The organism is Bacillus cereus group sp. BfR-BA-01522, from assembly GCF_022662635.1.
In the GTDB taxonomy this organism is placed as follows: domain Bacteria; phylum Bacillota; class Bacilli; order Bacillales; family Bacillaceae_G; genus Bacillus_A; species Bacillus_A cytotoxicus.
The window spans coordinates 217,755-241,385 of sequence record NZ_JAKUDY010000004.1 but is presented as its reverse complement, the minus strand read 5'-3'; the positions used below and the strand labels follow the sequence as shown (position 1 = coordinate 241,385).

Sequence of the window (23,631 nt, the reverse complement as noted above, 5' to 3'; positions counted from 1 at the left end):
TGGGGGTTTTTATAATATGGAGGATAAATTAGAATAGATAATGGGATGAGGAATGGATTATAAATTAGAAGCACGACGCGAGCGCTCAATTGGAAAAGGAATAATTTGTGCAACATGATTAGGAGCAAATTGTTTTACACGAGCATGACGTACGATGTAGAAGGCAAACAGAATAGATACAGGAATAGCTCCGTATAAACCAAATAATAAAGCGCTTACAGAAGATGCGACAAAACCTAACATGCCGATTTCTAATTCCTCCATAATAGCTCCGAGAATGGCAGGAATAGCCCCGCATGTAACCCCAATTATAAGTGCCATAATTAAGTTCATGATTTTCCCCCTCTATCTATATTTTTCTTTCCAGTTCTATTATTGGTATTATATCACAATTTAAACAGAATTTTCAGAAAAAGTTCAAAAAATGTTCAAAAAATATTGATAAAGATACTTGATAAAATAAAAAATAGGTTTATTACTTGATTTGTAATAAACCTGATCCATAGGAGGATGTATATATGTAGAGTGAATAAAAGGTGGGAAAAGGGGATCCACTTCCTTTTATTCAGCTAACTACCCTTAGTAAATAGGAACCCAGCCTGCTGTTGTAACAAAAATACGAATGGCTACAACTTGGCGATCATCTTGTAAAGTAAAATAATGTCTTACATTTTCAGGTACAGAAATGAGATCGCCTGGCTCAAGTTCAACATCAAAAAAACGACCGTCTTTGCCTTGGATAGCAAAAATGCCATGGCCGCTGACAATGAAGCGAACTTCATCGTCAGTATGGTGGTGTTCTTGTTTAAAGTTAATGAGTAACTCATCCAGATTAGGTGTTGCACTTGAAAGAGAAATGATATCATGTGCTTTATAACCACGGCGCTGTGAAACATCTGCTATTTCGTTGGAAAATAAAGTTAAAATTTCTTCCTTATTTTCATCAGTTAAAGCATAGTTATTTTGTAAATGCGCAGGTAATTTAGAAATGTCCCATTTCTCATATAGTACATCTTCTTTTTGCAAAAACAGCTGTACTTCTTTTTCATTTTCAATGCGAGTATTTATTTCATGAATACGAATTTGCGCCACTAGAAACGCCTCCTTGAATGGATAATAATTTTATATGAAACTGGAATAAAAATTCATATGCTTCCAGCCTTTTCTTTGCATCGAAGCTATCTTTTCCCCATACTGTAATACCATGATTTCGAATTAAGACAGCACCGCAATCTGATTGAATGTGTTTTTTGAATGCTTCGCCTAGAAGCGGGATGTGCGCATAGTTTTCAATAATTGGAATATGAATGGTTGCTCCTTCTTCCCAAATATTAAGTGCTTTTATAATTTCTTGATTTCGAATCATTACTTCTTTCTCGTATAGGTTTGTAATCACATTATTATCGGTTGTATGAACATGTAGAACACAGCCAGCATTTGTATGGTTATAAATATGTGTATGTAAAATGGTTTCAGCAGAAGGGCGTAATTCCGTCTCCAATACGGGATTTCCTTGATGATCCACTAATAAAAAGTCATCTGGCGTTGTTTTTGTTTTATCTTTTCCACTAGCTGAAATAAGAAAGGTAAGCGGTTCATGACTTACCTTTATAGAGATATTGCCACTTGTTGCTGGGAACCAATTTCGATTTGTTAATTCTTTTTTTAATTCACTTAACGTATGCCACTTACGAAAAAGTTGTTTCATAGTTTTACCTCCACCAAGTGCTGCAACTCGTTTTGAATATCATAAAATGTATGAAATGGTGTATAAGGAATATGATATTCTTTGCACTTTGTAATGAGAAAATCACGTGCGAATACTTTATCAGCTTGCTTAGCTGCTTGCAAATCTGTAATAGAATCACCAATGACAATGCGAAAATCTTGTTGAGAGCTAAGCCTTCGAATCAGCGTGGATTTACAGAGGCCACAATGATGATTACAATGTTTATCGCAAGGATATGGCCATTTTACTTCAATGTATTCTTTTGAAAAGTCAGTTTCATTACAATAAATCTTTTCTTTTGGAACAAGCCCATCTAAAAGGGGGTGCACAAAGAAATCCATTCCTCCTGAAATGACATAGAAAGAAAGGTCATTTTTATTTATAAACTGTACAAATTCCTGAAAACCACTACGTATACTTGCGTTGTTTTTTAAAAATGCAATCATATCGTCATGGAGATTGGTCGGTAATAAATGAAAAAGTTGCTCAACCCCTTCTTGAATCGAAAGCTCTTGAGCTAATATCTGTTTCTTTATTTCCTCAGCCTTTGGTGGCGCGAAATGTTCCATAATAGAAGTGATATTGTCGCTATTTGTAATTGTGCCATCAAAGTCGCAGAAAATTTGAATGCTCATATTTTCACCTCACGCGATGGATTTCCCCATAATTGTAGTGCGGTATGTAAGTCAGCATCATCCACTTCATGTAATGGCGTTCCTTGTAAAGTGGCATCAATTGCTGCACGAAATGCTTTGCCTCCGCCTTGTGCACCGTTAGGATGACCATGGATACCACCACCAGCGTTAATGACAACATCATTTCCAAAGTCACGAAGGATAAATGGAACAAATCCAGGGTGAATGCCAGCTGATGGAACAGGGAAACTTCTTTTTAAATGAGAATCTGCGATTGTTAATGTTTCTGCAATTTGAAGGGCATCTTTTTTTTCTAACGCAACATTTCCATATGGAGATGGAAATAAAGAAAAGTCTGCACCAGCATAACGAAGCAATTTTCCAAGTAATAGTGAATGGGAAAAGCCGTATAATTTTGATGATGTATAAGCACCGCTAATAGCAGGGTGAGCCATAATAGGAACATTGATATCTTGATCTTCCGCTAGTAGTTGTAATACATCTAATCCATATGCAAACGCATTAAACAACAGAAGATCAGCACCAGCATTTACTGCCCGTTTCGCGTTTTCTTTTACATCATAAGTACGCCCGGTTATATTGACTGCATATAAAGTTCTATGACCATACGTTTCATAAACAGATTGCAACACTTCTTTTCCTGAACGAACCCGTTTTTCAAGTGGTGTTAATGCATTTTCGAATAAAATTTCATCATCTTTTACGATATCCACTCCGCCAATTGCTTGGTCACGGAGCTGCGTCTTTAAATATCCGATATTTCGCCCAATCATTCCTTTAAAAATGCTCATTAAAAGTGGACGATTATGAACATGTAACCTCTTTCTCACTTCCTCAATCCCAAACTTTGGTCCAGAGAACTGTCTTTTTAAATCATCTGAGAATGTGAGATCGATAAGTTTAATTTCTCCATCTAATGATAATTTTCCAAATGCTGTCGTTAAAATGGCTGGTAAATCAGGACTGAAATTTAACGATGGATACTGAATTTTGATTATACCTTTTGTTACTTTTTTGCCAAGATAGTTGTTTACCTCTTCTTGTTGCGGGAGTTCTTCTACATGAACAACATTGCCTTTATGCTGTTTTAATTGTTTTTGTAATAAGTGGGGTAAATGTGTCCATGAACCAATTGTTAAGCCAAGAGCAATCTGCTCTGCTTTTTTTGTTAAGTTGTGAGAATCATCATGGATTACATATGTTGCAATTATTCCGCTCATTTTCATAACCTCCTAGTTAAATAAAAAAACCTCTCAGCTAAGGAGAGGTTTTTTACAACCAGCTCCTTATCTGTCAGCGTAACGCTGCGAGAATTAGCACCGTGTCTACATTTGTAGATCGGTTGCCGGGCTTCGTCGGGCTCGTCCCTCCACCAGCTCTTGATAAGAAGTATTTGGAAATATTTTAATTTTTTTGATATCTGAATTTTGACAGAGATAACTTAAGTTGTCAATGGTTTTTTGAAAATTTTTAATTTGCCAATTCGATGAATAGCTTCTTGCAATCGTTCTTCAGTATGTAAGAGGCCAATTCTCACATAGCCTTCTCCATGTTTTCCAAAACCAATGCCCGGAGCAACTGCAACGTGCGCTTGATTTAATAATAGATCAGCAAATTGTTCAGAATGATAACCATTTGGAACTGGTAACCAAGCAAAGAAGGACCCTTTTGGAGCTTTAACATTCCAGCCGATGGAATGACATGCCGAAATAAGAGCGTTCCTCCTAGATTCATAGCGGTTCACTAATTCAGTTACACAAGTTTGCGAACTTAATAATGCTTCGCAAGCAGCTTCCTGAATAGCGCCGAAAAGACTAACATACATATGATCTTGCAGTAGATGAATCGTTTCAATGACACTTTCATTGCCAACTGCAAATGCGATGCGCCAACCAGCCATATTAAATGTTTTTGATAATGTATAAATTTCAATGCCTGTATCTTTAGCACCTCTAGCTTGTAGAAAACTGACCGGTTTTTTTGTATCAAAACCGATAGCTCCATAAGCAAAATCATGAACAACTAAAATGTTATGTTCATTTGCAAAACGGACTGTTTCTTCAAAGAATTCCTTTGAAGCGATCGCACCAGTTGGATTGTTTGGGTAATTTAAAAACATTAATTTTGCCTGCTTGGCAGTATCTTCGCTTATTTTCATGTAATCCGGTAAAAAATGATTCTCTGCTAATAGTGGCATTGTTTCAAGCTTTGCCTTCGCTAAAGCAATGCCAGATAAATAGTCAGGATATCCAGGATCAGGAACAAGAATCGTTTCACCAGGATTTGTAAAACAAAGTGGCAATTCTACTAATCCCGCTTTTCCACCAAATAAAATCGCAACTTCTGTTTTTGGATTTATTTTTACCCCATATTCACGTTCATAAAAGATTGCAACTGCCTCTTTTAAGCTGTTATGTCCACGAAATGGTGGATATTTATGATGAAGCACCTTTTCTGCTGCATTTTGTAAAGATTTTACGATATGCGGCGGTGTTGGTTGATCGGGATTTCCTTGCCCTAAGTTGATGACATCATGTCCAGCTTCAATTACTTTATTAACTTTTGTGACAAGTGAAGCGAAAAATTGTGTTGGGAGTGATGTCATAAGCTCGGAAGGTTTAAAATCTTTCATACTTTCCACCTCTTTTGAAAGTTGTTACAATTCTAGTGACAAATAATATATCCTTTCCAAGATTTTGTAAAGAAAAAAATAAAGAACGGGGCTGAAAAAATGAAGGTCGCATGTATTCAAATGGATATTGTTTTTGGTGAGGTAACTTTAAATACAGAGCACGCAGAGAAAAAAATAGAAGAGGCAATGAAAGTGAACCCAGATGTAATCGTATTGCCTGAACTTTGGACAACAGGATATGATTTGAAGCGACTTCCTGAAATTTCAGATAAGGATGGAAAACAAACAAAAGAAGTGCTTTCAAAATGGGCAAAAGAGTTTAGCGTGAACATTGTCGGTGGTTCTGTTGCAAAGCAGACAGAGAAAGGTGTTACAAATACGATGTATATTATGGATCGCCAAGGAAACGTACAACATGAATATAGCAAAGTGCACTTGTTTCAGTTAATGAATGAACATAAGTATTTAATAGCAGGACATGAAACAGGAGAATTTACTTTAGACGAGATTCAGTGCGGAGGGGTTATTTGCTATGATATTCGTTTTCCAGAATGGATACGCGTACATACTGCTAAAGGCGCAAAAATAGTATTTGTAGTAGCAGAATGGCCTCTTGTTCGCCTTGAGCATTGGCGTTTATTACTGCAAGCGAGAGCAATCGAAAATCAATGTTATGTCGTAGCTTGTAATCGAGTAGGAAAAGATCCAAATAACGTATTTGGTGGTCACTCGCTTATTATTGACCCATGGGGAAAAATTGTCGCAGAGGCACAAGAAGAAGAGAGCATTCTTTATGGACAGATAGAGCTAGAAAAGATAGAAGAGGTCCGCAGAGGAATTCCTGTTTTTATGGATCGCCGTTTAGAATTGTATAAATAAAAAGATTGACAAATGATTTTTATTCTTGTTATAGTCATCATCAGAAAGTTAAACATTCGAATAAGTTGCAAAACTCTTATCAAGAGCAGGTGGAGGGATTTGGCCCTATGAAACCCAGCAACCGACCGTAATACCATTGTGAAATGGGGCGCTTATGCGCCAAAAAGGCACGGTGCTAATTCCAGCAGAAAATGAATTTTCTGGCAGATAAGAGGGGAGAAGATACACTTCAAACCTCTTTCTTCATGGAAAGAGGTTTTTCTTATGTTGAGAAACCTCTGAATTAAAAAGGGGGATGAAATAGTGGGATATTATGCATTAACGGAAGAAACAGCAGTGCAATATGTTAAAGAACAGGGATATTTTGAAAAAGAAGCCACGATCGTTTGCCGAGAAATAGGGGATGGGAATTTAAATTATGTATTCCATCTCCATGACGGGAAGCGAGGAATCATTGTAAAGCAAGCACTTCCATATGCAAAAGTAGTTGGTGAAAGTTGGCCGCTTTCGCTTAATAGAGCAACTATTGAAAGTTCGGCATTACAAATTTTTGCTAAGTATGTGCCGGAATTTGTTCCGAAAGTATATGGACATGACAAAGAATTGGCTGTAATAGTGATGGAAGATTTATCATCTTTGACAATTGTACGTAAAGGGTTCATTGAAGGAGAAGAGTATCCATTATTGTCTGAGCATGTAGGTCGTTTTTTAGGGAAAGTGTTATTTTATACTTCGGATTTCGGACTGAATACCGAAGAAAAAAGAGTACTAGATGGAAAATTTATAAACCCTGATCTTTGTAAAATTACAGAAGATCTCGTGTTTACAGATCCGTTTGGAAATTACGAAACAAACGACTATGAGAGAGAACTTCAGTCTGTTATAGAAGAGCTTTGGTGTGATAAAAATTTAAAACTGCAAGTTGCGCAATATAAATATAAATTTTTAACGAGAAAGGAAGCATTAATTCACGGAGATTTACATACAGGAAGCATTTTTGCTTCTTCAAAAGAAACGAAAATCATTGATCCTGAGTTTGCAACTTTCGGCCCGCTTGGATTCGATTTAGGACAGTTTATAGCAAATTTATTATTAAATGCCTTATCAAGAGAAGAGAAACGAGAAGTTGTATTTTTTCATATTGAAAAAACATGGAGCTATTTTGTAGATACATTTACAAAACTTTGGATATTGGAGGGTGTGGAAACGTATACGAAGGAAAAGCAATGGCTTCCGATTGTTCTGCAACATATTTTTCGTGATGCGGTTGGATTTGCTGGTTGTGAAGTTATACGTAGAACGATAGGTTTGGCACATGTAGTAGATTTAGATGGAATTGTTGAGAAAGATAGAAGAATACAAGTAAAAAAACAGGCTCTATATTTGGGGAGAAGTCTATTGTTACATCAAACAAAGGGGGCAGACATTCAAGTATTCAAAACATTATTTCAACATATTGTTTCTGAAGGAGGGATAAAGGTGTGAATACAACAGTTGCAGTTCCAAGAGCGATAATTTGGAAAGGTGATTCTATTACCATTTTGAATCAAACGAAGTTACCACATGTTGCGGAATACAAAACATTAACAAGTATTGAAGATGTTTGGAAAAGTATTGTTATGCTAGAGGTAAGAGGAGCACCAGCGATTGGCATTGCGGCTGCTTTTGGATTAGCTTTAGCTGCTCAAAAATATGAAGCTATAAATATAGTGGAATTCAAAACAAAATTCAATCGAGACTGTAATTATTTAGGGACTTCGCGCCCGACAGCAGTTAATTTATTTTGGGCTATCGACCGTATGAGAGCTGCAATTGAAGAGGTATCAACGATAAAGATAGCACGAGAAATATTAGAAGAGGAAGCGCTACAAATTCAACAAGAAGATGAACAAGTGTGCCGGAGTCTTGGAGAACATGCGTTAACATGTTTCCAAGATGGCGACCGTATTTTAACAATTTGTAATGCCGGTAGTATTGCGACTGCTCGCTATGGCACAGCATTAGCACCATTTTATATCGGAAAAGAAAAAGGAATTCATTTACATGCTTATGCGTGTGAAACAAGACCTGTTTTACAGGGGGCACGCTTGACCACGTGGGAGTTGAGGGAAGCTGGTGTTGATGTAACACTGATTACAGATAATATGGCTGCCCATACAATTCGAACAAAGAATATCTCTGCTATTATTGTGGGGGCGGATCGAATTGTGGCAAATGGAGATACTGCAAATAAAGTAGGAACTTTAAATTTAGCTATATTAGCAAAGCATTATCAAATTCCTTTTTATGTCGCTGCTCCGTTGTCTACATTTGATACGAAGAAAAAAACAGGGAATGAAATCATAATCGAAGAGCGGGATGAAACAGAAGTAACAAAAATAAACGGGCAGCAAATTGCCCCGGCTGGAATCCATATATATAATCCAGCATTTGATATAACGCCTCATGAATTCATTTCGGGAATCATTACCGAGAAAGGAATTTTACAGGGAGATTATACAAAAGAAATTGCTTCTTTATTTGAAAAGTAACCTTATGCAAGGGAATTTGTTATTTCTATGCCCCTATTTCTTGTACATACTTATGTATATAAGAGAAAGGGGGACAAAAAGGTGGAAGAATGGATATCGATGATTGGCAACGTAGGGTTTCCGATTGTTGTGACATTATATTTACTACACCGCATTGAAAATAAGTTGGATGGCGTCATTGTCGCAATCGAGAAGCTCCCGCAGCAAATGAAAGGATATGAAGCACCTTACGAACCGAAATAAGAAAGAGCTCGTCCTAAAAAATCTTTTAGGGCGGGCTCTTTTTAGAAAAATTATTGGGCTGTATAGCCTCCATCAATTACAACGGCTTGTCCAGTTATTCCTTTTGCTTGTTCACTGGCTAAAAATAAGGCGTAGCTAGCAATCTCTTGTACTTCCAGTAATCTTTTTTGCGGCACAAGAGGGTAAATAACATCTTCTAATACGCGCTTAAGTGGTACATTTCTCGTATGAGCTAGGTCTTGGAGTTGATTGCGGACAAGAGGAGTATCAACGTATCCTGGACAAAGGGCATTTACTGTAATTCCATGCGTTGCCCCTTCTAACGCAGCTACTTTTGTTAATCCAATTACACCGTGTTTGGCGCTATTATAAGCAGCTTTTCCAGCGAAGCCAACGAGTCCATTAATCGAGGCAATATTAATAATGCGCCCATATTGTTGTTTTTTCATAATAGGAAAGGCATGTTTTATTGCGATAAACGGTGCAATCTGCATAATTTTAATAAGAAGCTCGAACGTATCAGTTGGAAATTCATCAATGGGGGAAACATGTTGCATACCGGCGTTATTGATTAGGACATGTAACGAACCAAATTCTGCTACTGTTTTAGCAATGGCTTCCTCGATTTCTTGCTCGGACGTCACGTCACATTTTAATCCAATTGCTGTATGACCCATCTTTTGTAACTGTTCAGCCGCACTTTTGGCGCGCTCTTTAAGGCGATCGCTCACGACAACTTTTGCTCCTTCTTTTGCAAAGGTAGTAGCCATTTCATATCCAATACCACTCGCCGCACCTGTTAGAAAAATAACCTGGTTTGTAACCATGACGAAATACACTCCTTTATATAAGATGAGATTTGTCTTACTGGCATTATTTAGAGAGTATAGAATGAAAATCCTGCAAACATTTGGAAAAAGATAATTAGTTATCTTGCTTTACAAAATAGTCTTTGTTATACTATTTTGTAAAGCAAGATACTCATACACATCTATCTTGTATAACAAGATAGAGGGAGGGTTTGAATGATGTCGACAAGTCAAATGCTAAAGGGAATTTTAGAAGGGTGTCTCCTTGCTATTATCTCTGAAGGAGAGATATACGGATATGAAATGAGTGAAAAGTTAGCGAAGTATGGTTTCACCATGGCGAGTGAAGGCAGTATTTATCCGCTATTAATCCGAATGCAAAAAGAAGGACTCATTACAAGTACAATGAAAGAATCGCCATCTGGTCCAAAGCGAAAATATTATACATTAACAGAAAAAGGAGAAGATGCACTCGATGAATTTATGGAGCGCTGGGAAGCGATGCGTAGTAGCGTGGAGCGTTTATTACAAGGAAAGGGGAGAAAATGATGATGCAGATTTCCAAAGAAGGAGAAAAGTTTTTAACAGATACAAAGGTATATTTATTGACAAAAGGAATTAAAGAGGAAGATATCGACATATTTTTAGAAGATGCTGAACTTCATTTGGTAGAGGGAGAAAAGAAAGGGAAGACGGTTAAGGATATTTTTGGGGATTCGCCAAAAGAGTATGCGGATGAATTAGCGAAAGAAATGGAAGTAGATAAAGTAGGAAATATGAAAACTATATTTTCTATGATAATTGGGATTGGTGGATATTGGCTGTTGACTAATATTTTATTTCATCATCCCAATCATCAGTTTACATTAACGGATGTACAGGTAATTGGTTATCCAATTGTTTTATTAATTACAATTATTGGAACTATAATTGCATTTCGGATGTCATCTTTTCAAAGTAAAATAAAAGAATTTAGCATGATCTATATCATTATACTTACTCCTATTCTATTACTCGTATTATTGATGTTTTTAAATAAATGGTATGGAACACCTGTTTTACAATTATCTATCATACAAAGTTATATATTAGCTGCGATTATTTTTCTGTTGCTGATCATCGGGGAAGTATATGTACTAGGGTGGATTGGAATATTTGTTATACTTGTACCATTTTCCATTATGTTTATATTTAAACAATTGGAAGAACAAAGTGTATATTGGGGGATATTAGAAATTCTGCTTTTGTATATCAGTTTATATGTACTCATGCGATTGCATATAAAGCTGGAAGAGAAAAAGAAAAACAACAAATGAGAGAAAGGAAAGAAGGTGCACACATGCTCTCAAAAGAAGCACAACAATTTCTAGATGATACGACCGTATATTTAGTAATGAAGGGAATCAAGAAGGAAGATATTGATTCTTTTATAGAAGATGCTGAACTTCATTTGATAGAGGGAGCAAAGGAAGAGAAGACGGCTAAGGATATTTTTGGGGATTCACCAAAAGAGTATGCGGATGAATTGGCGAAAGAAATGGAACGGGATACAAAAAAGGATAGAAAGTTATTAATCGCACTTGTAATAGGTGTATTTGCGTACTGGTCGATTCCAAATCTGTTATTTCATAGTGTGAACGAGCCAGTATCTATATCGTTTATTAGTATAATTGGTTATCCGATTATATTGGCTATTAGTATTCTTCTAGGAATCATTAGCTTTCGTAAGTCTGCATTTCTTAAAAGTAAATTAAAAGAATTTTCGATATTATATATAGGTATCATACTTTTACCAATAGGCTTGATTGTTTTTATTATGCTACTTAACAAATGGTATGAGCCACCGCTCTTTTATTTATCTTCGGTGCAAAGTTATATATTAGGAGGGTTACTTCTATTCATATTGGCGATTATGAATATGTGTTTAGCAAGCTGGATGGGATTACTTCAAGTGGTTGTGTTGTTTACCGTTATGTTTATATTTCAATGTACAGCGGTGAAAGATACGAATTTGAGTGCTTTAGAACCAATCTTTTTATACGGTAGTTTAATTGTATTAATGAAAATAGATTTAAAAAGGACAAGAAAAGAAATAAACGCATAAATGAAGGAGAGAGGAGGTACATTAATATGTCAATCGCTCTTGTTTTCTCTTATTTGCTAGTTTAGGTCTATATACTACTTTTGTTAAAAAATAGATGAAGAGTATTTTGGAAATTTGCTTGAAGATACATCCGGATATTTTTCGGGGCGGCTTAATAGGAAAAGGGATACTTTGGATGTGTAAGCGAATATTCTCGAATCAATATTATAAGATTGTATTTCGTGTGATTACATGCTCCTTTAGTTGCTTATTTCTTTTCTGTGCTACATGTATATGTTTTTTAGATTGGGACGTTTTAATTTAAACAGTAACGTATTCTCGAGTTACTGTTTTTCTTTATGCAATAAAATGCTCTGTAAAGCTAACTGTTTTTGTTCTTTTGTTAGGAGAGCATCGAGGGGAACCTTATCTGGTCGCGGAACAATTTTATGCATAAGGTTACTTGCTGAAGGGTGATGTTCAGAGCCATTGGGAGAATGAGGATCAGCATGGGTAAGTTTTCCATGAATGCGTCTTGTAAATAAAATATGTCCGATTTCATGAGCGAGTGTATAAATGTTTCGCATGGGTGCAGCTGAATTTGTCAAAATAATATAACCGGTAAGATGCTTTTGTTTTGCTAAAGAATAAGCACAGGCGATGACCGATTGTTCTTGAAAGTAGTTGCTCCCAATATAGCAAATATAAATGTCACAATTTGGAGCTTGTGAAGCGCATGTATGAAAAAAAGATGAAACTTTTGGTTGTTCTTGAATAGAGGCAATATAGCTAATTTCATAATCATCAAAGCGGAAAGAATCGTCTAATATAAGGACATCTTGAATGTGAAACGATATAGGATGCCAGATAAATTCAGCAACGGCTATATCTTTCGCGATACGATTATTTGTAATGTTCGACCCTGGTGTAATGCAGATGCATATGTTTATATACGGGGACATGGAAAACACCTCAAAAGAAAACAAAGTAGTGCTATACAGTATGACAGAAAGCTAGTATGTGTATAGATGGAATCACTATAAGTAAGAAGTAATTTTATCTCATAATGGTCTGGTTAATGAGAAGACATAATCAGTGAGGGATGAAGCCCCAGCGATTAAAGCTTCACTTTATCCCCTGATTGTCGTTAGCAAGATTCTTTGCATTTATACGGCGATTGGAAAAAATAAGTTCAACCTATTTAGATTTTAGGTAAGTTAGGGAAAATATTTATGAAATGGGTACATATAAAGCCTCGCTTTTTTGTGTACTGGTTGCGCTATGTCAATAGAAACTGCGATTATTAAGGAGAGATTTTTGTGAAGTTGCTTATTAACAGCTGTTTTTTACAGATCAACAAGTGTAGTTAGAATTCAGAAAATATTCATAGTTAAAGGAAGTGAGTGGCACTTCCTTTTGATATAGTAAAAACAAGGGGGGAAATGTATGTATACATTAAAAATTGTTTCAGACCGAGAAGCGGTCTATCAGTTTGCCAGTTATGTAAAAGTTGTTCAAGGGGTAGAGAACGTATATGTAGAGGTAGGGGAGCCTTTATATGAACATCCACTGATGAAATTTTATGTACATATTGCAATTCAAGCAACATATGACAATGAAAAGGCACTGAAGGAAATTGCAAGATTAGTAGAATTAGGGCGGTTTACATATGTTCATTACCGCAACGAAGAAATTGAACAGGCATTTGAAGCAGTAAAATATGAAAGTTTTCAAAAATAGTCAAAAGAAAGGGAAGCGGATGCTTCCCTTTTTGATGGGTCAATTTGATAAATTGTAATGTTTACAGCATTCTTTGTTTCAAATAGGAAAAAATAATACGAGAATTGTCCAATTTAAATAAGATAACAAAAAAATTACAAAGGTTTTTCTATGTGCTAACAGAATAGAAGTCTGATATTTAATTCATTTTGAATATTTTGATTTTTATGAGGTGTTTATAGTATAATACATACAGATAGGCATCTTATGTTATTCCATCTAAAAATTTATGAGGATACATAAGAGAGGGGTAAGTATAAGATGCAGAATGTTGTGATTACAGCAGCAGTTCGTTCACCAATCGGAACTTTCGGAGGAGCGCTCAAAAATATAACACCAGTAGAATTAGTGGTTCCTGTACTTCAAGAAGCTGTAAAGCAAGGTGGAGTAGAGCCACATGAAGTGGATGAAGTCATTTTAGGACACTGCATTCAACGAACGGATGAGGCAAATACAGCGCGAACAGCTGCATTAGCAGCAGGATTTCCAGAAACAGTTACAGGCTATACGATTCAGCGTCAATGTTCTTCAGGGATGCAAGCGATTATGTCTGCAGCAATGCAAATTCAGTTAGGTATTAGTGATGTTGTCGTTGCAGGCGGAGTAGAGGCGATGAGCTCTAGCCCCTATGCGTTAAAACAGCACCGCTGGGGACAGCGTCTTCAGCACGGCGAAATTCGTGATACGGTGTGGGAAGTTTTAGAAGACCCTCTTCATCATATGATGATGGGTGAAACGGCAGAAAATTTAGTGGAACAATATAACATTACAAGAGAGGAACAAGATGAAATTGCGCTGCGTAGCCATCGGCTAGCTCTTCAAGCTATTGAATCTGGTTATTTTGATAAACAAATTGTGCCGATTACAATAAAGGAACGAAGAAAAGAAGTTGTGTTTTCGAAGGATGAACATCCGCGTGCTGATATTACAGCGGAAAAGCTAGCAAATTTAAAACCAGCATTTCGTAAAGGCGGTTCTGTAACGGCCGGAAATGCATCAGGTATTAATGATGGTAGCGCCGTTTTAGTAGTAATGAGTGAAGAGAAAGCGAAAGAAAAAGGATTGCAACCATTAGCGAAAGTTGTAGGATATTCAGTAGCCGGAGTAGATCCTAAAATTATGGGAATTGGTCCAGCGCCAGCAATTCGTAAAGGATTAAAAAAAGTGAATTGGTCGCTGGAAGATGCCGACTTACTAGAAATTAATGAAGCTTTTGCGGCTCAATATTTGGCGGTCGAAAAGGAACTCGGTTTAAATCGTGAAAAAGTAAATGTGAATGGTAGTGGTGTAGGTCTTGGTCATCCAATTGGATGCACAGGAGCACGCATTACGGTAAGCTTAATTCATGAATTAAAAAGGCGAGGTCTTAAAAAGGGAATTGCTTCCCTTTGTGTTGGTGGCGGTATTGGCGTAGCATTATTTATAGAAGCATTATAAAAAAGAAGCGGCGGTGACCGCTTCTTTTTTATGGTTGAAATAATCGCTCACGATTTTCGAAAAAGAGTTTCATTCTTTGATCATGTTCAGTTTCTTCTTAATGTTACATTTGGATGGAAATGAAGTGATGGTAATGTCTGAATAACAGGTAAGTAATAAGGATAAACCGTGAAATTATGAATTTGCTCTTTTGGTAAAGAGATGCTTTTTAGAAAAGGGTCGTGTTCATTCCATATATAAATCTCAATTCATCGAAGATTTTGTTTCTAGTATAGCAGCGAATACGAGAGTAAGACAGCTTGCAAGTAAAAGAATAAATTATAAAACTCCAAATCCTAATCCTTCCCATCCATATGTATGTCTCTTGAAAAGGAAAAGTAACACTGTAGAAAAAAAGACCAACTAGTGCGGGAATATATTTTATTATTTTTAAATGCTTCCAAAAGAAAAGCAGAGATATGTACTTATGAAAAGCGGCATGAAAATCAGAAAAAAGACGAGTGTTATGGACAAAATATTTCTCCATTCTCTTTATTCCTTATTATAAAAATTCTATCATTGAATGTGTAGATATACCAATGTGAAAATAAATATTGCATAGAAATGAAGGGAATCGGTATGATAAAGTTAAATTTTAATCAGTGGGAGTTTTCTTCATCCCTTACTGATTATGAGTTTTCACCAATCGGGCTGTTACTGGCCTAAAATGGCGGATAAATATACATATGAATTCATGCGTTAGCTATGAAAAAAAGGAGATATTCTCTTACTTTGTTTCATACAGTATGGTGCCAAAGTAGAGTAGACTTCTGTTTTCATATTTTACAAATAGAGAGTATAATAGTATCCAGGTTTACAAGTGTTGTTTACAGGATTTTCACTGTTTCCGTTCTATATAAAATGAAAACAGTATTTTGTTAAATGAATGAAAGTGTTAGGAGTAATAGAAGATGAAAGTATGGAAAAGTATTGGTATTTTATGTAGTTGTCTCTTGATATTAAGTGGTTGCTTTCAAAAGGAAGAAAAGAAAGAACCGAAGAAGAAGGTAGAAGCAATTCCAGAGACGGCTGAATATGGTGGTAAAGAATTGAAAAAAGTTGGACAAGCTGTAAAAGAAAAAGGATGGGGAACATTTAAATTACAAAAATTGAAACATGTAAATCAAACATTCGAAGTAGCGCCAGTGAAAATTCATGTACAAGATGTGAAAGTTATTGAGCTATCACAAATGAGTAAAGAGGCAAAGGATACATTGAAAGTTTATACAGCTTTAAGTCCAGAGGAAGTGCAGCGCAGACTTGGAGATAAAGTGAGTCAAGAAGACGCTGAATTATATGCTTCTTTAAGTGGTCAAGAAATTAAGGACACTATACGCTATGTTGAGATTTCATATAAAGTAGAAAACAGTGGAGATAAAGCTATGCAGTTTTCCGCTATAAATGATGTTGTGATTAATGAAACACAGCAATTCAATGTAACAAAGCAGAATTTCTTATATGAAGAGAATACAATCGCTGGAGCAGAAAGTGTATCAAGAGAGGAGTATAACCCAGGTGAAACGAGGGATGGTATGATTGGGCTGATACTTGAAGATGGAAAAACAGATGTTACAAACATTTCATTTACAACAGATGTTCTCGTAAATAAGGATACGCATGAAACAATCTCAGAACCACAAACGTTCAACATGGCGCTATCCAAATGAAATATCATGAATACAAAAAACAATCAGCTTTATGTTTCAGCTGATTGTTTTTCTATTTCTTTTACGTACGTATCTACCTTTTGAAACTGTTTTTTTATTTTAAAAGCATCTTTTTGTTCTTGAAATTGTTTTTTATTATACGGTCCAAATCGTTTATTTTGTTTGATATCAATAATCCAATAGTACTCGTTTTGTTTATTCGTTAATGTTGACTCAGGGTTATGTGGATCTGATTTTTCCTCAATTTGTTTTGCGATAATATATCTATCATCCCAGGCAACTTCTGTTATGTTTGCGGGGACATATTGTGTCGCATATACAGCATCTTGCGTTGGGAACAGTTCAAATGCATTCCCGGAAGTATTAATCAGTTCATATTCCTCATTAATAGTATAAGCTGGATGATGTGCGCTTTCTGTACAACCTGTGAGTAATATAGTGACAAATAGAATGATCCATCGTCTCAATATGAGTACCTCCTTACAATGCTGTTGTAACACATTGTACAAGAAATGAGAAGGAAACGCTAGTTTACAATGTTTTTTAGAAATGATACGATGAAACGAGTAAAGAAGGATACGAAGGAGTCGACATAAGATGAAGTTAAAGATGCATCGCCCAGCGGTGGTAATGAATCGCATTGGTGCTTCCATAATTGATATGTTTCTCATCTCTGTTTTATACGGGGTGATTGTAGCTATCTTAACCGGAAACTACAGTGCGATTTTTAATCGTTTTAATGTTAGCTTGGGTGATTATCGATATGATCTTACACTTGTTTTTATATTAATGGCCATTTATTTTATTTTTCTCCCCTTTATTTGGAATGGTTGTACCATTGGGAAAAAAATCACTAGAATAAAACTTATATCATTAACAAGGGAAACGTTAACGATACGAATGCTACTTGTACGTTTTTTTGTATTGTTAGTACCGAACATAGTATTTCTTGGAATCCCAGCGATATGTAATGTATATATGATGCTATTTCGTCAAGATAATTGTGGATTCCATGATTTAGTTACAAAGACGAAAGTAATGAGTCTCGTTTAAGAGAGAATAAAGAATGGAAGACAAGTATAGAATGAATATAAGGAAGCAATCTATGTGATCCTCCCTCTATAGGGAGGAAGGATGTATGAGCGTTAGTTTTTCTAACATTCGTACATCCTTATTTTTTAATCAATTTACAATTTATCTCGCTATTTTAGGGCAGCTCGATTGGTAACGACTTATCGTTAGTGGGGATGAAGAAAATCCTCACAAAACATTTCACTTTACACAGGTTTTGTGAGGGTCTTATATGAGTTAGGAAAAGAAAACTAGTTCAAAGTTGCTGTCGAGGGAATGGCTGTTCCTGCTTGCGGATTTATCTAGGAAAGGAGTATACTGAAGGACGGTAGGACTTTTAGAAGGGGTAATGACAATGAAACTTGCAGGAAAGGTCATCGTTGTAACTGGTGGTGGTATTGGTATTGGACGTAGTACAGCTCTTTTATTGGCATCAAACGGTGCCAAAGTGATTGTAACGGATATTAATAGAGAAAGCGGACAAGCGACAGCAGAAGAGATAGTAAATTTAGGTGGAGAAGCACGATTTGTATCCCATAATATGGACAGACAGAGGGATTGGCAACATGTTATTGATGTCGCCATTGCTACATATCATCGCATTGATATGTTATTTCATAATGCTGTGCTATATAAAATTGACGCTATTTTCTTTGATCAACAAGGAAACGATTCCAATGTACTTTGTATGAATGACGTTTCGATAGAAATAAAACAATTGACGTCATCATTTATGAAACAGCAAGAAGAAGTGATGCTAACGGATTTGCCTATCTTTGGTGTTATTAGTGCAAAGAAGCAATCATTTCATACAGTTGAAGCCCTGGTATAATAGTGGAAAACCGCCCTCGATTTGTGCGTGGACGGTTTTTTTGTATATTAGCGAATGCGTTTTTCTGTTTTGCAATCAAAGAAATGTGCTTTATTTAAATCAAAGGCAAGTTTAATTTGGTCGCCAGATTTGAAGGTATGTCTTGCATCGACGCGTGCAGCAAAGTCTTGATTTCCTAGTTTCATATATAAAATAGATTCTGCTCCTAGTAATTCTGCAACTTCAACTGTACTTATAAAGGTTGTTTTTTGTGAAGCCTCTAAAAATAATAATTCATCATGAATATCTTCTGGGCGAATTCCAAGAACGATTTCTTGATTGACATATCCTTGTTCACGTAATTGTTTCATTTTTCCTTCTGGTACTTTAATTTTTACTGTATGATCTATAACAAAATCTTCTTCTGTGAGCTTACCACGGAAGAAATTCATAGCAGGTGAGCCAATAAAACCACCAACAAAAATGTTCTCTGGTGTTTCATATACTTCTTTTGGTGAACCGATTTGTTGAATTTTTCCATCTTTCATAACAACGAGGCGAGATGCCATTGTCATCGCTTCTGTTTGATCATGTGTTACATAAATTGTTGTTGTGCCAAGACGTTGATGTAACTTAGAAATTTCTGAGCGCATAGCTACACGTAATTTTGCATCTAAATTAGATAACGGTTCATCCATTAAAAAGACTTTTGCATCACGAACAATTGCACGTCCCAATGCAACACGTTGTCTTTGTCCTCCTGATAACGCTTTCGGTTTTCGATTTAAATATTGTTCAAGGCCTAAAATTTGAGCGGCCTCTTTTACACGACGGTCGATTTCTGCTTTTGGTATTTTACGTAATTTAAGACCAAATGCCATATTATCATAAACGCTCATATGTGGGTAGAGTGCATAGTTTTGAAAAACCATTGCAATATCTCGATCTTTTGGAGGAACATCATTCATTAATTTCTCATCAATCAAAAATTTACCTTTAGAGATGTCCTCCAGTCCAGCTATCATGCGTAATGTTGTTGATTTTCCGCATCCAGATGGACCGACGAATACAATAAATTCTTTGTCTTGAATATGTAAATTGAAATCTGTTACTGCCGTTATATTATTATCATATATCTTATAAATGTTTTCTAATTTAAGCTCCGCCATGACTTTTCCTCCCTCAGAAAAATGCAAACGTTTTCTTTTTTTATTATAAACGAATAGAAGAGAAAATCAAATAAAAAAAGACAGAAATAAAACGTTTTCATTTTTTCTGGAATTTGATATCATTCATTAATGAAAACGCTTGCGTTAAAAAATCATTTTATTAAAGAGAAATGGAGGTAGCAAGATGACAAAGCAATGGTGGAAAGAAAGTGTTGTCTATCAAATTTATCCACGTAGTTTTATGGATAGCAATGGTGATGGAATTGGTGATCTTCGAGGGATTATTTCAAAGTTAGATTATTTACAGAAATTAGGGATAGATGTTGTTTGGTTATCTCCAGTCTATGAATCTCCCAATGATGATAATGGTTATGATATTAGTGACTATCGTAAAATTATGACTGAGTTTGGGACAATGGAAGATTGGGAAGAGTTATTACATGAAATGCATAAGCGTAATATAAAATTAATGATGGATTTAGTGGTTAATCATACTTCTGATGAACATAATTGGTTTATAGAGTCACGTAAGTCCAAAGATAATCCATATCGGGATTACTATATTTGGCGATCAGGAAAAGAGGGGAAAGAGCCAAATAATTGGGAATCAGCTTTTAGCGGATCTGCTTGGCAATATGATGAAACAACGGATGAATATTATTTGCATTTATTTTCTAAAAAGCAACCGGATTTAAATTGGGATAATGAACAAGTACGAAAAGATGTTTATGATATGATGAAATTTTGGTTTGAAAAAGGGATAGATGGTTTTCGTATGGATGTCATTAACTTTATCTCCAAAGAAGAAGGATTACCAACTGTGGAAACAGAGGAAAAGGGGTATGTATCTGGGCATCAATATTTTATGAATGGGCCGAATATTCATACGTATTTGCATGAAATGAATCGAGAAGTATTATCAAAATATGATATTATGACCGTTGGTGAAATGCCTGGTGTCACAACAGAAGAAGCTAAACTTTATACAGCGGAAGAACGTCAAGAATTACAGATGGTATTTCAATTTGAACACATGGACTTAGATTCTGGAGAAGGTGGAAAATGGGATATAAAGCCATATTCTCTTCTTACGCTAAAACAAAATTTAACAAAATGGCAAAAAGCTCTTGAATATACAGGATGGAACAGCTTGTATTGGAATAATCATGACCAACCTCGCGTTGTCTCTCGCTTTGGCAATGATACAACCTATCGCATAGAAGCAGCGAAAATGTTGGCGACGGTACTTCATATGATGAAAGGTACTCCTTACATTTATCAAGGAGAGGAAATTGGAATGACAAATGTTCGTTTTGATTCCATTAATGAATATCGTGATATTGAAACATTAAATATGTATCGTGAAAAAGTAATTGAGCGCGGTGAAAATGAAGAACAAGTGATGCAATCTATTTATGTAAAAGGGCGAGATAATGCACGTACTCCAATGCAGTGGAATCAGGATAAGCACGCTGGATTTACGACTGGGGAACCATGGATTAGAGTCAATCCTAATTATAAAGAGATTAATGTAGAACAAGCATTACAAGATTCAGAATCAATTTTTTATTACTATAAAAAATTGATTGAGCTTCGTAAAAAACATGAAATCATTGTGTATGGTACATATGATTTAATATTAGAGAACCATCCATCAATTTTTGCTTATGTAAGAACATGGAAAGATGAACAATTACTTGTCATTGCGAATTTTACTGAGAATGAGTGTTTGTTTGAACTCCCGAAAGAGATAACTTATTATCTTTCAGAATTAGTCATTCACAATTATGATGTGCAAGATGGAACGCTTGAAAGTTTTGTTTTACAGCCGTATGAAGCAAGAGTGTATAAATTAAAATCATAAAAAGTCTTGAGGTAGCAAAAAAACTTATTTTTTAATTTTAAAATTGGTCAAATGAATAAAGAGTTAGATGAAATGTAGAATCATTGGATAAATAAAGAGCTACTTATATGAGTAGCTTTTTTGATGTATGTAAACATGCTAGTGAATTGGATTATTATGTACGAGGCGGGGGAAGCGAGAGTAAGATGTAAGAAAAAGAAGGATATAAAGTTGAACTTTAATCAGTGGGGTTTTCTTCATCCCCCACTGATTATGAACCCTCACTAATCGGGCTGTTACGGGCAGCCCTACTCCCACATATCTTCCTTGCTTCTCTGTGAATCTTGAGGTGGGAGTCTTACTGCTCGTTAATGCGGGATAAACGGTGCTGAGCTAATAGTTGGTGAACACAAATAATCAGCGGAGATAAGAAGCTGATTATTTGTGTTTGTTCTATATTTTACCATTTTAAAATAGAAAATCCATATGGCGGAATTGTAACTTGTAATGAATTTGTTTCTGCTGCAAATTCTTCATTTGTATATAGATTAATGATTTTTTTACTAGAAATAGGAAAAGGTATAGGAGCCGAAATCTCATGAGTTGTTGGATTTAAAACAAACAAAATCGTTTCATCTCTATATGTTTTTGTATAAGAAATATAACCTTGCTTATCGTTTGCTTCAATAAATTGAAAGGTTCCATGACCACCGAATGCTTTATATTGTTTTCGTAATGAAATTAATGTTTGTACATGTTCAAATAAGGCTTTATCTTGCTTGTCTTCTTCCCAAATCATGCATTTTCGGCAATCGGGATCCATGCCGCCATCCAGCCCAATCTCATCTCCATAATAAATGCATGGTGAGCCGATAAACGAAAGATGAAATATGTAAAGAAGTTTTACCTTGTCTTTGTTACCGCCACATATTGTTAAAATTCTAGGTGTATCATGGCTACCTAACAAGTGAAAAGCTACCTCGTTTACATTCATGGGATAGGAATGAAGAAAAGCTGTAATTTGCTCCATAAATGTACTCGGTGCTATTGTTTCATATGCAAAATAAGAAAGAAGAGCGTTTGTAACTGGATAACTCATGACGGCATCAAATTGATCGCCCTGCAGCCATGGTAGTGCATCATGCCAAATTTCACCTACAATGTAGACTTCGGGATTAATCGATTTAATTTCGCTACGAAATTCTCGCCAAAATGCGTGGTCAATTTCATTTGCTACATCAAGGCGCCAACCGTCAATGTTATATTCTTTTACCCAATAGCGTCCTACTTCCAGTAAATATTCTTTCACTTCAGGATGAGCAGTATTGAATTTTGGCATTTGCGGTGTAAATGCGAATGTATCATAGTTCGGACGTGGATCGGTTACAATCGGGAATTCATGGATATGAAACCAGTCTTTATATAGAGAGCACTCACCCTTCTTTATAACATCTTGGAATTTATCGAAAAAGTATCCGCTATGATTAAAAACGGCATCAAGCATGACTTTAATTCCTCGGTTATGACACTCGTTTATTAACCTTTTAAAAGTTTCTTTCGTACCAAATTGCGGATCAATTTCCATATAATCAATTGTGTCATATTTATGATTGGAATGTGCTGTAAAGATTGGAGTAAAGTATATACCAGAAATACCGAGTTTTACGAGATAATCAAGATGTTCAATGACGCCAGTGAAATCTCCACCGAAGAAATTCGTTGGTGTTGGATCTGTACTCCCCCATGGAAGAGTATGTTTAGGATTCCGTGTAATATCTCCGTTTGCAAAACGTTCTGGAAAAATTTGATACCATACTGTATCCTTCACCCATGATGGTGCTGTAAAGACATCCTTTTCATGAATAAAAGGGAAACAAAAGAAATTTCCAACGTCATGATCTGGAATTTCAGAGAAGAAGCCTCGCTCGGTATAAATAAGTGCTTCGTCGTTATTGTGTAGTTTGAATCCATATCGTAAACGTTTAAATTTTGGTGTGACTGAAGCGAACCAATAATCAAATAAAGCGCAAGATCCAGTCTTTCTCATAGGAGTTTGAGTTGTAATCCACTTTTTATCTTTCCATTCATAAGGGTCGCCATGAACAAGTAGGACTTCATTTACATCATTCTTTTTTGTGCGGAGTTGAATATGAAGTATATGTTTGTTGTAAGCGTATGCATAATTTTCTTTAGGCCGATGGTATATTGCTTCTTGCAACATAGAGAAAAATCCCCTTTCATTTTTTATAAAAC

22 protein-coding genes, 2 pseudogenes and 2 riboswitches are annotated in these 23,631 nt (G+C 35.7%); of the genes and pseudogenes, 13 read left to right on the top strand and 11 right to left on the bottom strand.

Annotation, left to right across the window (positions count from 1 at the left end; translation table 11 throughout):
• Window positions 1-57: 57 nt before the first annotated feature.
• The 6 genes from MR059_RS08255 to MR059_RS08230 all read right to left on the bottom strand — a co-directional run bounded on the left by MR059_RS08255 (window position 58) and on the right by MR059_RS08230 (window position 5,017).
• A complete protein-coding gene (locus MR059_RS08255) occupies window positions 58-333 on the bottom strand; it encodes a hypothetical protein (RefSeq protein WP_012095197.1) in 276 nt (91 codons plus the stop codon).
• A 246-nt stretch (window positions 334-579) separates the two neighbouring features.
• Window positions 580-1,092 (bottom strand): 1,2-dihydroxy-3-keto-5-methylthiopentene dioxygenase, encoded by a 513-nt coding sequence (locus MR059_RS08250; protein WP_012095196.1) that lies wholly within the window; start codon window positions 1,090-1,092, stop codon window positions 580-582.
• Window positions 1,070-1,708: a methylthioribulose 1-phosphate dehydratase gene (locus tag MR059_RS08245; protein WP_012095195.1), complete on the bottom strand. Its 639-nt coding sequence runs from the start codon at window positions 1,706-1,708 to the stop codon at window positions 1,070-1,072. The genes MR059_RS08250 and MR059_RS08245 overlap by 23 nt, the downstream gene beginning before the upstream one ends.
• Window positions 1,705-2,364: a 2-hydroxy-3-keto-5-methylthiopentenyl-1-phosphate phosphatase gene (locus MR059_RS08240; protein ID WP_087095293.1), complete on the bottom strand. Its 660-nt coding sequence runs from the start codon at window positions 2,362-2,364 to the stop codon at window positions 1,705-1,707. The genes MR059_RS08245 and MR059_RS08240 overlap by 4 nt, the downstream gene beginning before the upstream one ends.
• Window positions 2,361-3,605, bottom strand: a complete 1,245-nt coding sequence (gene mtnW / locus MR059_RS08235) for a 2,3-diketo-5-methylthiopentyl-1-phosphate enolase (RefSeq protein ID WP_048721800.1) — start codon at window positions 3,603-3,605, stop codon at window positions 2,361-2,363. The genes MR059_RS08240 and mtnW overlap by 4 nt, the downstream gene beginning before the upstream one ends.
• Before the next feature lie 63 nt (window positions 3,606-3,668).
• Window positions 3,669-3,774: riboswitch (SAM riboswitch) on the bottom strand.
• A gap of 52 nt (window positions 3,775-3,826) precedes the next feature.
• Window positions 3,827-5,017: a pyridoxal phosphate-dependent aminotransferase gene (locus MR059_RS08230; RefSeq protein ID WP_012095192.1), complete on the bottom strand. Its 1,191-nt coding sequence runs from the start codon at window positions 5,015-5,017 to the stop codon at window positions 3,827-3,829.
• 14 nt (window positions 5,018-5,031) lie between these two features.
• Between MR059_RS08230 and MR059_RS08225 the strand changes: the two are divergent.
• From MR059_RS08225 to MR059_RS08210, 4 genes and pseudogenes are all read left to right on the top strand, one after another.
• Window positions 5,032-5,896 (top strand): annotated as a pseudogene (locus MR059_RS08225) (carbon-nitrogen family hydrolase).
• Window positions 5,897-5,969: 73 nt separating this feature from the next.
• Window positions 5,970-6,110: riboswitch (SAM riboswitch) on the top strand.
• 89 nt (window positions 6,111-6,199) lie between these two features.
• On the top strand, window positions 6,200-7,381 hold the full coding sequence (mtnK, locus tag MR059_RS08220; RefSeq protein ID WP_012095190.1) for an S-methyl-5-thioribose kinase: 1,182 nt from the start codon (window positions 6,200-6,202) through the stop codon (window positions 7,379-7,381).
• Window positions 7,378-8,427: an S-methyl-5-thioribose-1-phosphate isomerase gene (gene mtnA, locus MR059_RS08215; protein ID WP_012095189.1), complete on the top strand. Its 1,050-nt coding sequence runs from the start codon at window positions 7,378-7,380 to the stop codon at window positions 8,425-8,427. The genes mtnK and mtnA overlap by 4 nt, the downstream gene beginning before the upstream one ends.
• An 81-nt stretch (window positions 8,428-8,508) precedes the next feature.
• Window positions 8,509-8,670 carry a YvrJ family protein gene (locus MR059_RS08210; RefSeq protein ID WP_012095188.1) on the top strand — a complete coding sequence of 54 codons (162 nt, stop codon included), beginning with the start codon at window positions 8,509-8,511 and terminating at the stop codon, window positions 8,668-8,670.
• 50 nt (window positions 8,671-8,720) lie between these two features.
• Here the strand turns inward: MR059_RS08210 and MR059_RS08205 are convergent, their stop codons facing one another.
• Entirely contained in the window at window positions 8,721-9,497 is a 777-nt protein-coding gene (locus MR059_RS08205; RefSeq protein ID WP_012095187.1) for a 3-hydroxybutyrate dehydrogenase, read from the bottom strand.
• Window positions 9,498-9,698: 201 nt separating this feature from the next.
• Between MR059_RS08205 and MR059_RS08200 the strand changes: the two genes are divergently transcribed.
• From MR059_RS08200 to MR059_RS08190, 3 genes are read left to right on the top strand one after another with little or no spacing between them, the layout of a single operon-like run.
• Window positions 9,699-10,028, top strand: coding sequence for a PadR family transcriptional regulator (locus MR059_RS08200; RefSeq protein ID WP_041809962.1), 330 nt, complete (start codon window positions 9,699-9,701; stop codon window positions 10,026-10,028).
• 2 nt (window positions 10,029-10,030) lie between these two features.
• On the top strand, window positions 10,031-10,795 hold the full coding sequence (locus MR059_RS08195) for a DUF1129 domain-containing protein (protein WP_041810518.1): 765 nt from the start codon (window positions 10,031-10,033) through the stop codon (window positions 10,793-10,795).
• Window positions 10,796-10,818: 23 nt separating this feature from the next.
• A complete protein-coding gene (locus MR059_RS08190) occupies window positions 10,819-11,583 on the top strand; it encodes a DUF1129 domain-containing protein (protein WP_012095184.1) in 765 nt (254 codons plus the stop codon).
• Window positions 11,584-11,906: 323 nt separating this feature from the next.
• Here the strand turns inward: MR059_RS08190 and MR059_RS08180 are convergent, their stop codons facing one another.
• A complete protein-coding gene (locus MR059_RS08180; RefSeq protein WP_012095183.1) occupies window positions 11,907-12,524 on the bottom strand; it encodes an ImmA/IrrE family metallo-endopeptidase in 618 nt (205 codons plus the stop codon).
• Between the two features lie 484 nt (window positions 12,525-13,008).
• Between MR059_RS08180 and MR059_RS08175 the strand changes: the two genes are divergently transcribed.
• The 3 genes from MR059_RS08175 (at window position 13,009) to MR059_RS08160 (ending at window position 16,484) form a co-directional block, all read left to right on the top strand.
• Window positions 13,009-13,302, top strand: a complete 294-nt coding sequence (locus MR059_RS08175) for a DUF3928 family protein (protein WP_012095182.1) — start codon at window positions 13,009-13,011, stop codon at window positions 13,300-13,302.
• A gap of 300 nt (window positions 13,303-13,602) precedes the next feature.
• Window positions 13,603-14,778: an acetyl-CoA C-acetyltransferase gene (locus MR059_RS08170; protein WP_012095181.1), complete on the top strand. Its 1,176-nt coding sequence runs from the start codon at window positions 13,603-13,605 to the stop codon at window positions 14,776-14,778.
• A gap of 950 nt (window positions 14,779-15,728) precedes the next feature.
• A complete protein-coding gene (locus MR059_RS08160) occupies window positions 15,729-16,484 on the top strand; it encodes a hypothetical protein (protein WP_048721810.1) in 756 nt (251 codons plus the stop codon).
• Window positions 16,485-16,513: 29 nt separating this feature from the next.
• Here MR059_RS08160 and MR059_RS08155 read toward each other — a convergent pair whose 3' ends face one another.
• A complete protein-coding gene (locus MR059_RS08155) occupies window positions 16,514-16,951 on the bottom strand; it encodes a DUF3997 domain-containing protein (protein ID WP_012095179.1) in 438 nt (145 codons plus the stop codon).
• 130 nt (window positions 16,952-17,081) lie between these two features.
• Here MR059_RS08155 and MR059_RS08150 point away from each other — a divergent pair, with 130 nt between their 5' ends.
• On the top strand, window positions 17,082-17,537 hold the full coding sequence (locus MR059_RS08150) for an RDD family protein (RefSeq protein ID WP_012095178.1): 456 nt from the start codon (window positions 17,082-17,084) through the stop codon (window positions 17,535-17,537).
• A gap of 343 nt (window positions 17,538-17,880) precedes the next feature.
• A pseudogene (locus MR059_RS08145) lies at window positions 17,881-18,387 on the top strand (SDR family NAD(P)-dependent oxidoreductase); the annotation flags it as partial.
• Window positions 18,388-18,434: 47 nt separating this feature from the next.
• Here the strand turns inward: MR059_RS08145 and MR059_RS08140 are convergent.
• A complete protein-coding gene (locus MR059_RS08140) occupies window positions 18,435-19,535 on the bottom strand; it encodes an ABC transporter ATP-binding protein (protein ID WP_012095176.1) in 1,101 nt (366 codons plus the stop codon).
• A gap of 184 nt (window positions 19,536-19,719) precedes the next feature.
• Between MR059_RS08140 and MR059_RS08135 the strand changes: the two genes are divergently transcribed.
• Window positions 19,720-21,399 carry a glycoside hydrolase family 13 protein gene (locus tag MR059_RS08135; protein WP_012095175.1) on the top strand — a complete coding sequence of 560 codons (1,680 nt, stop codon included), beginning with the start codon at window positions 19,720-19,722 and terminating at the stop codon, window positions 21,397-21,399.
• A gap of 439 nt (window positions 21,400-21,838) precedes the next feature.
• Here the strand turns inward: MR059_RS08135 and MR059_RS08130 are convergent, their stop codons facing one another.
• Complete coding sequence (locus MR059_RS08130) at window positions 21,839-23,599, bottom strand: alpha-glycosidase (RefSeq protein WP_242161697.1); 1,761 nt, start codon at window positions 23,597-23,599, stop codon at window positions 21,839-21,841.
• Between the last annotated feature and the right edge of the window lie 32 nt (window positions 23,600-23,631).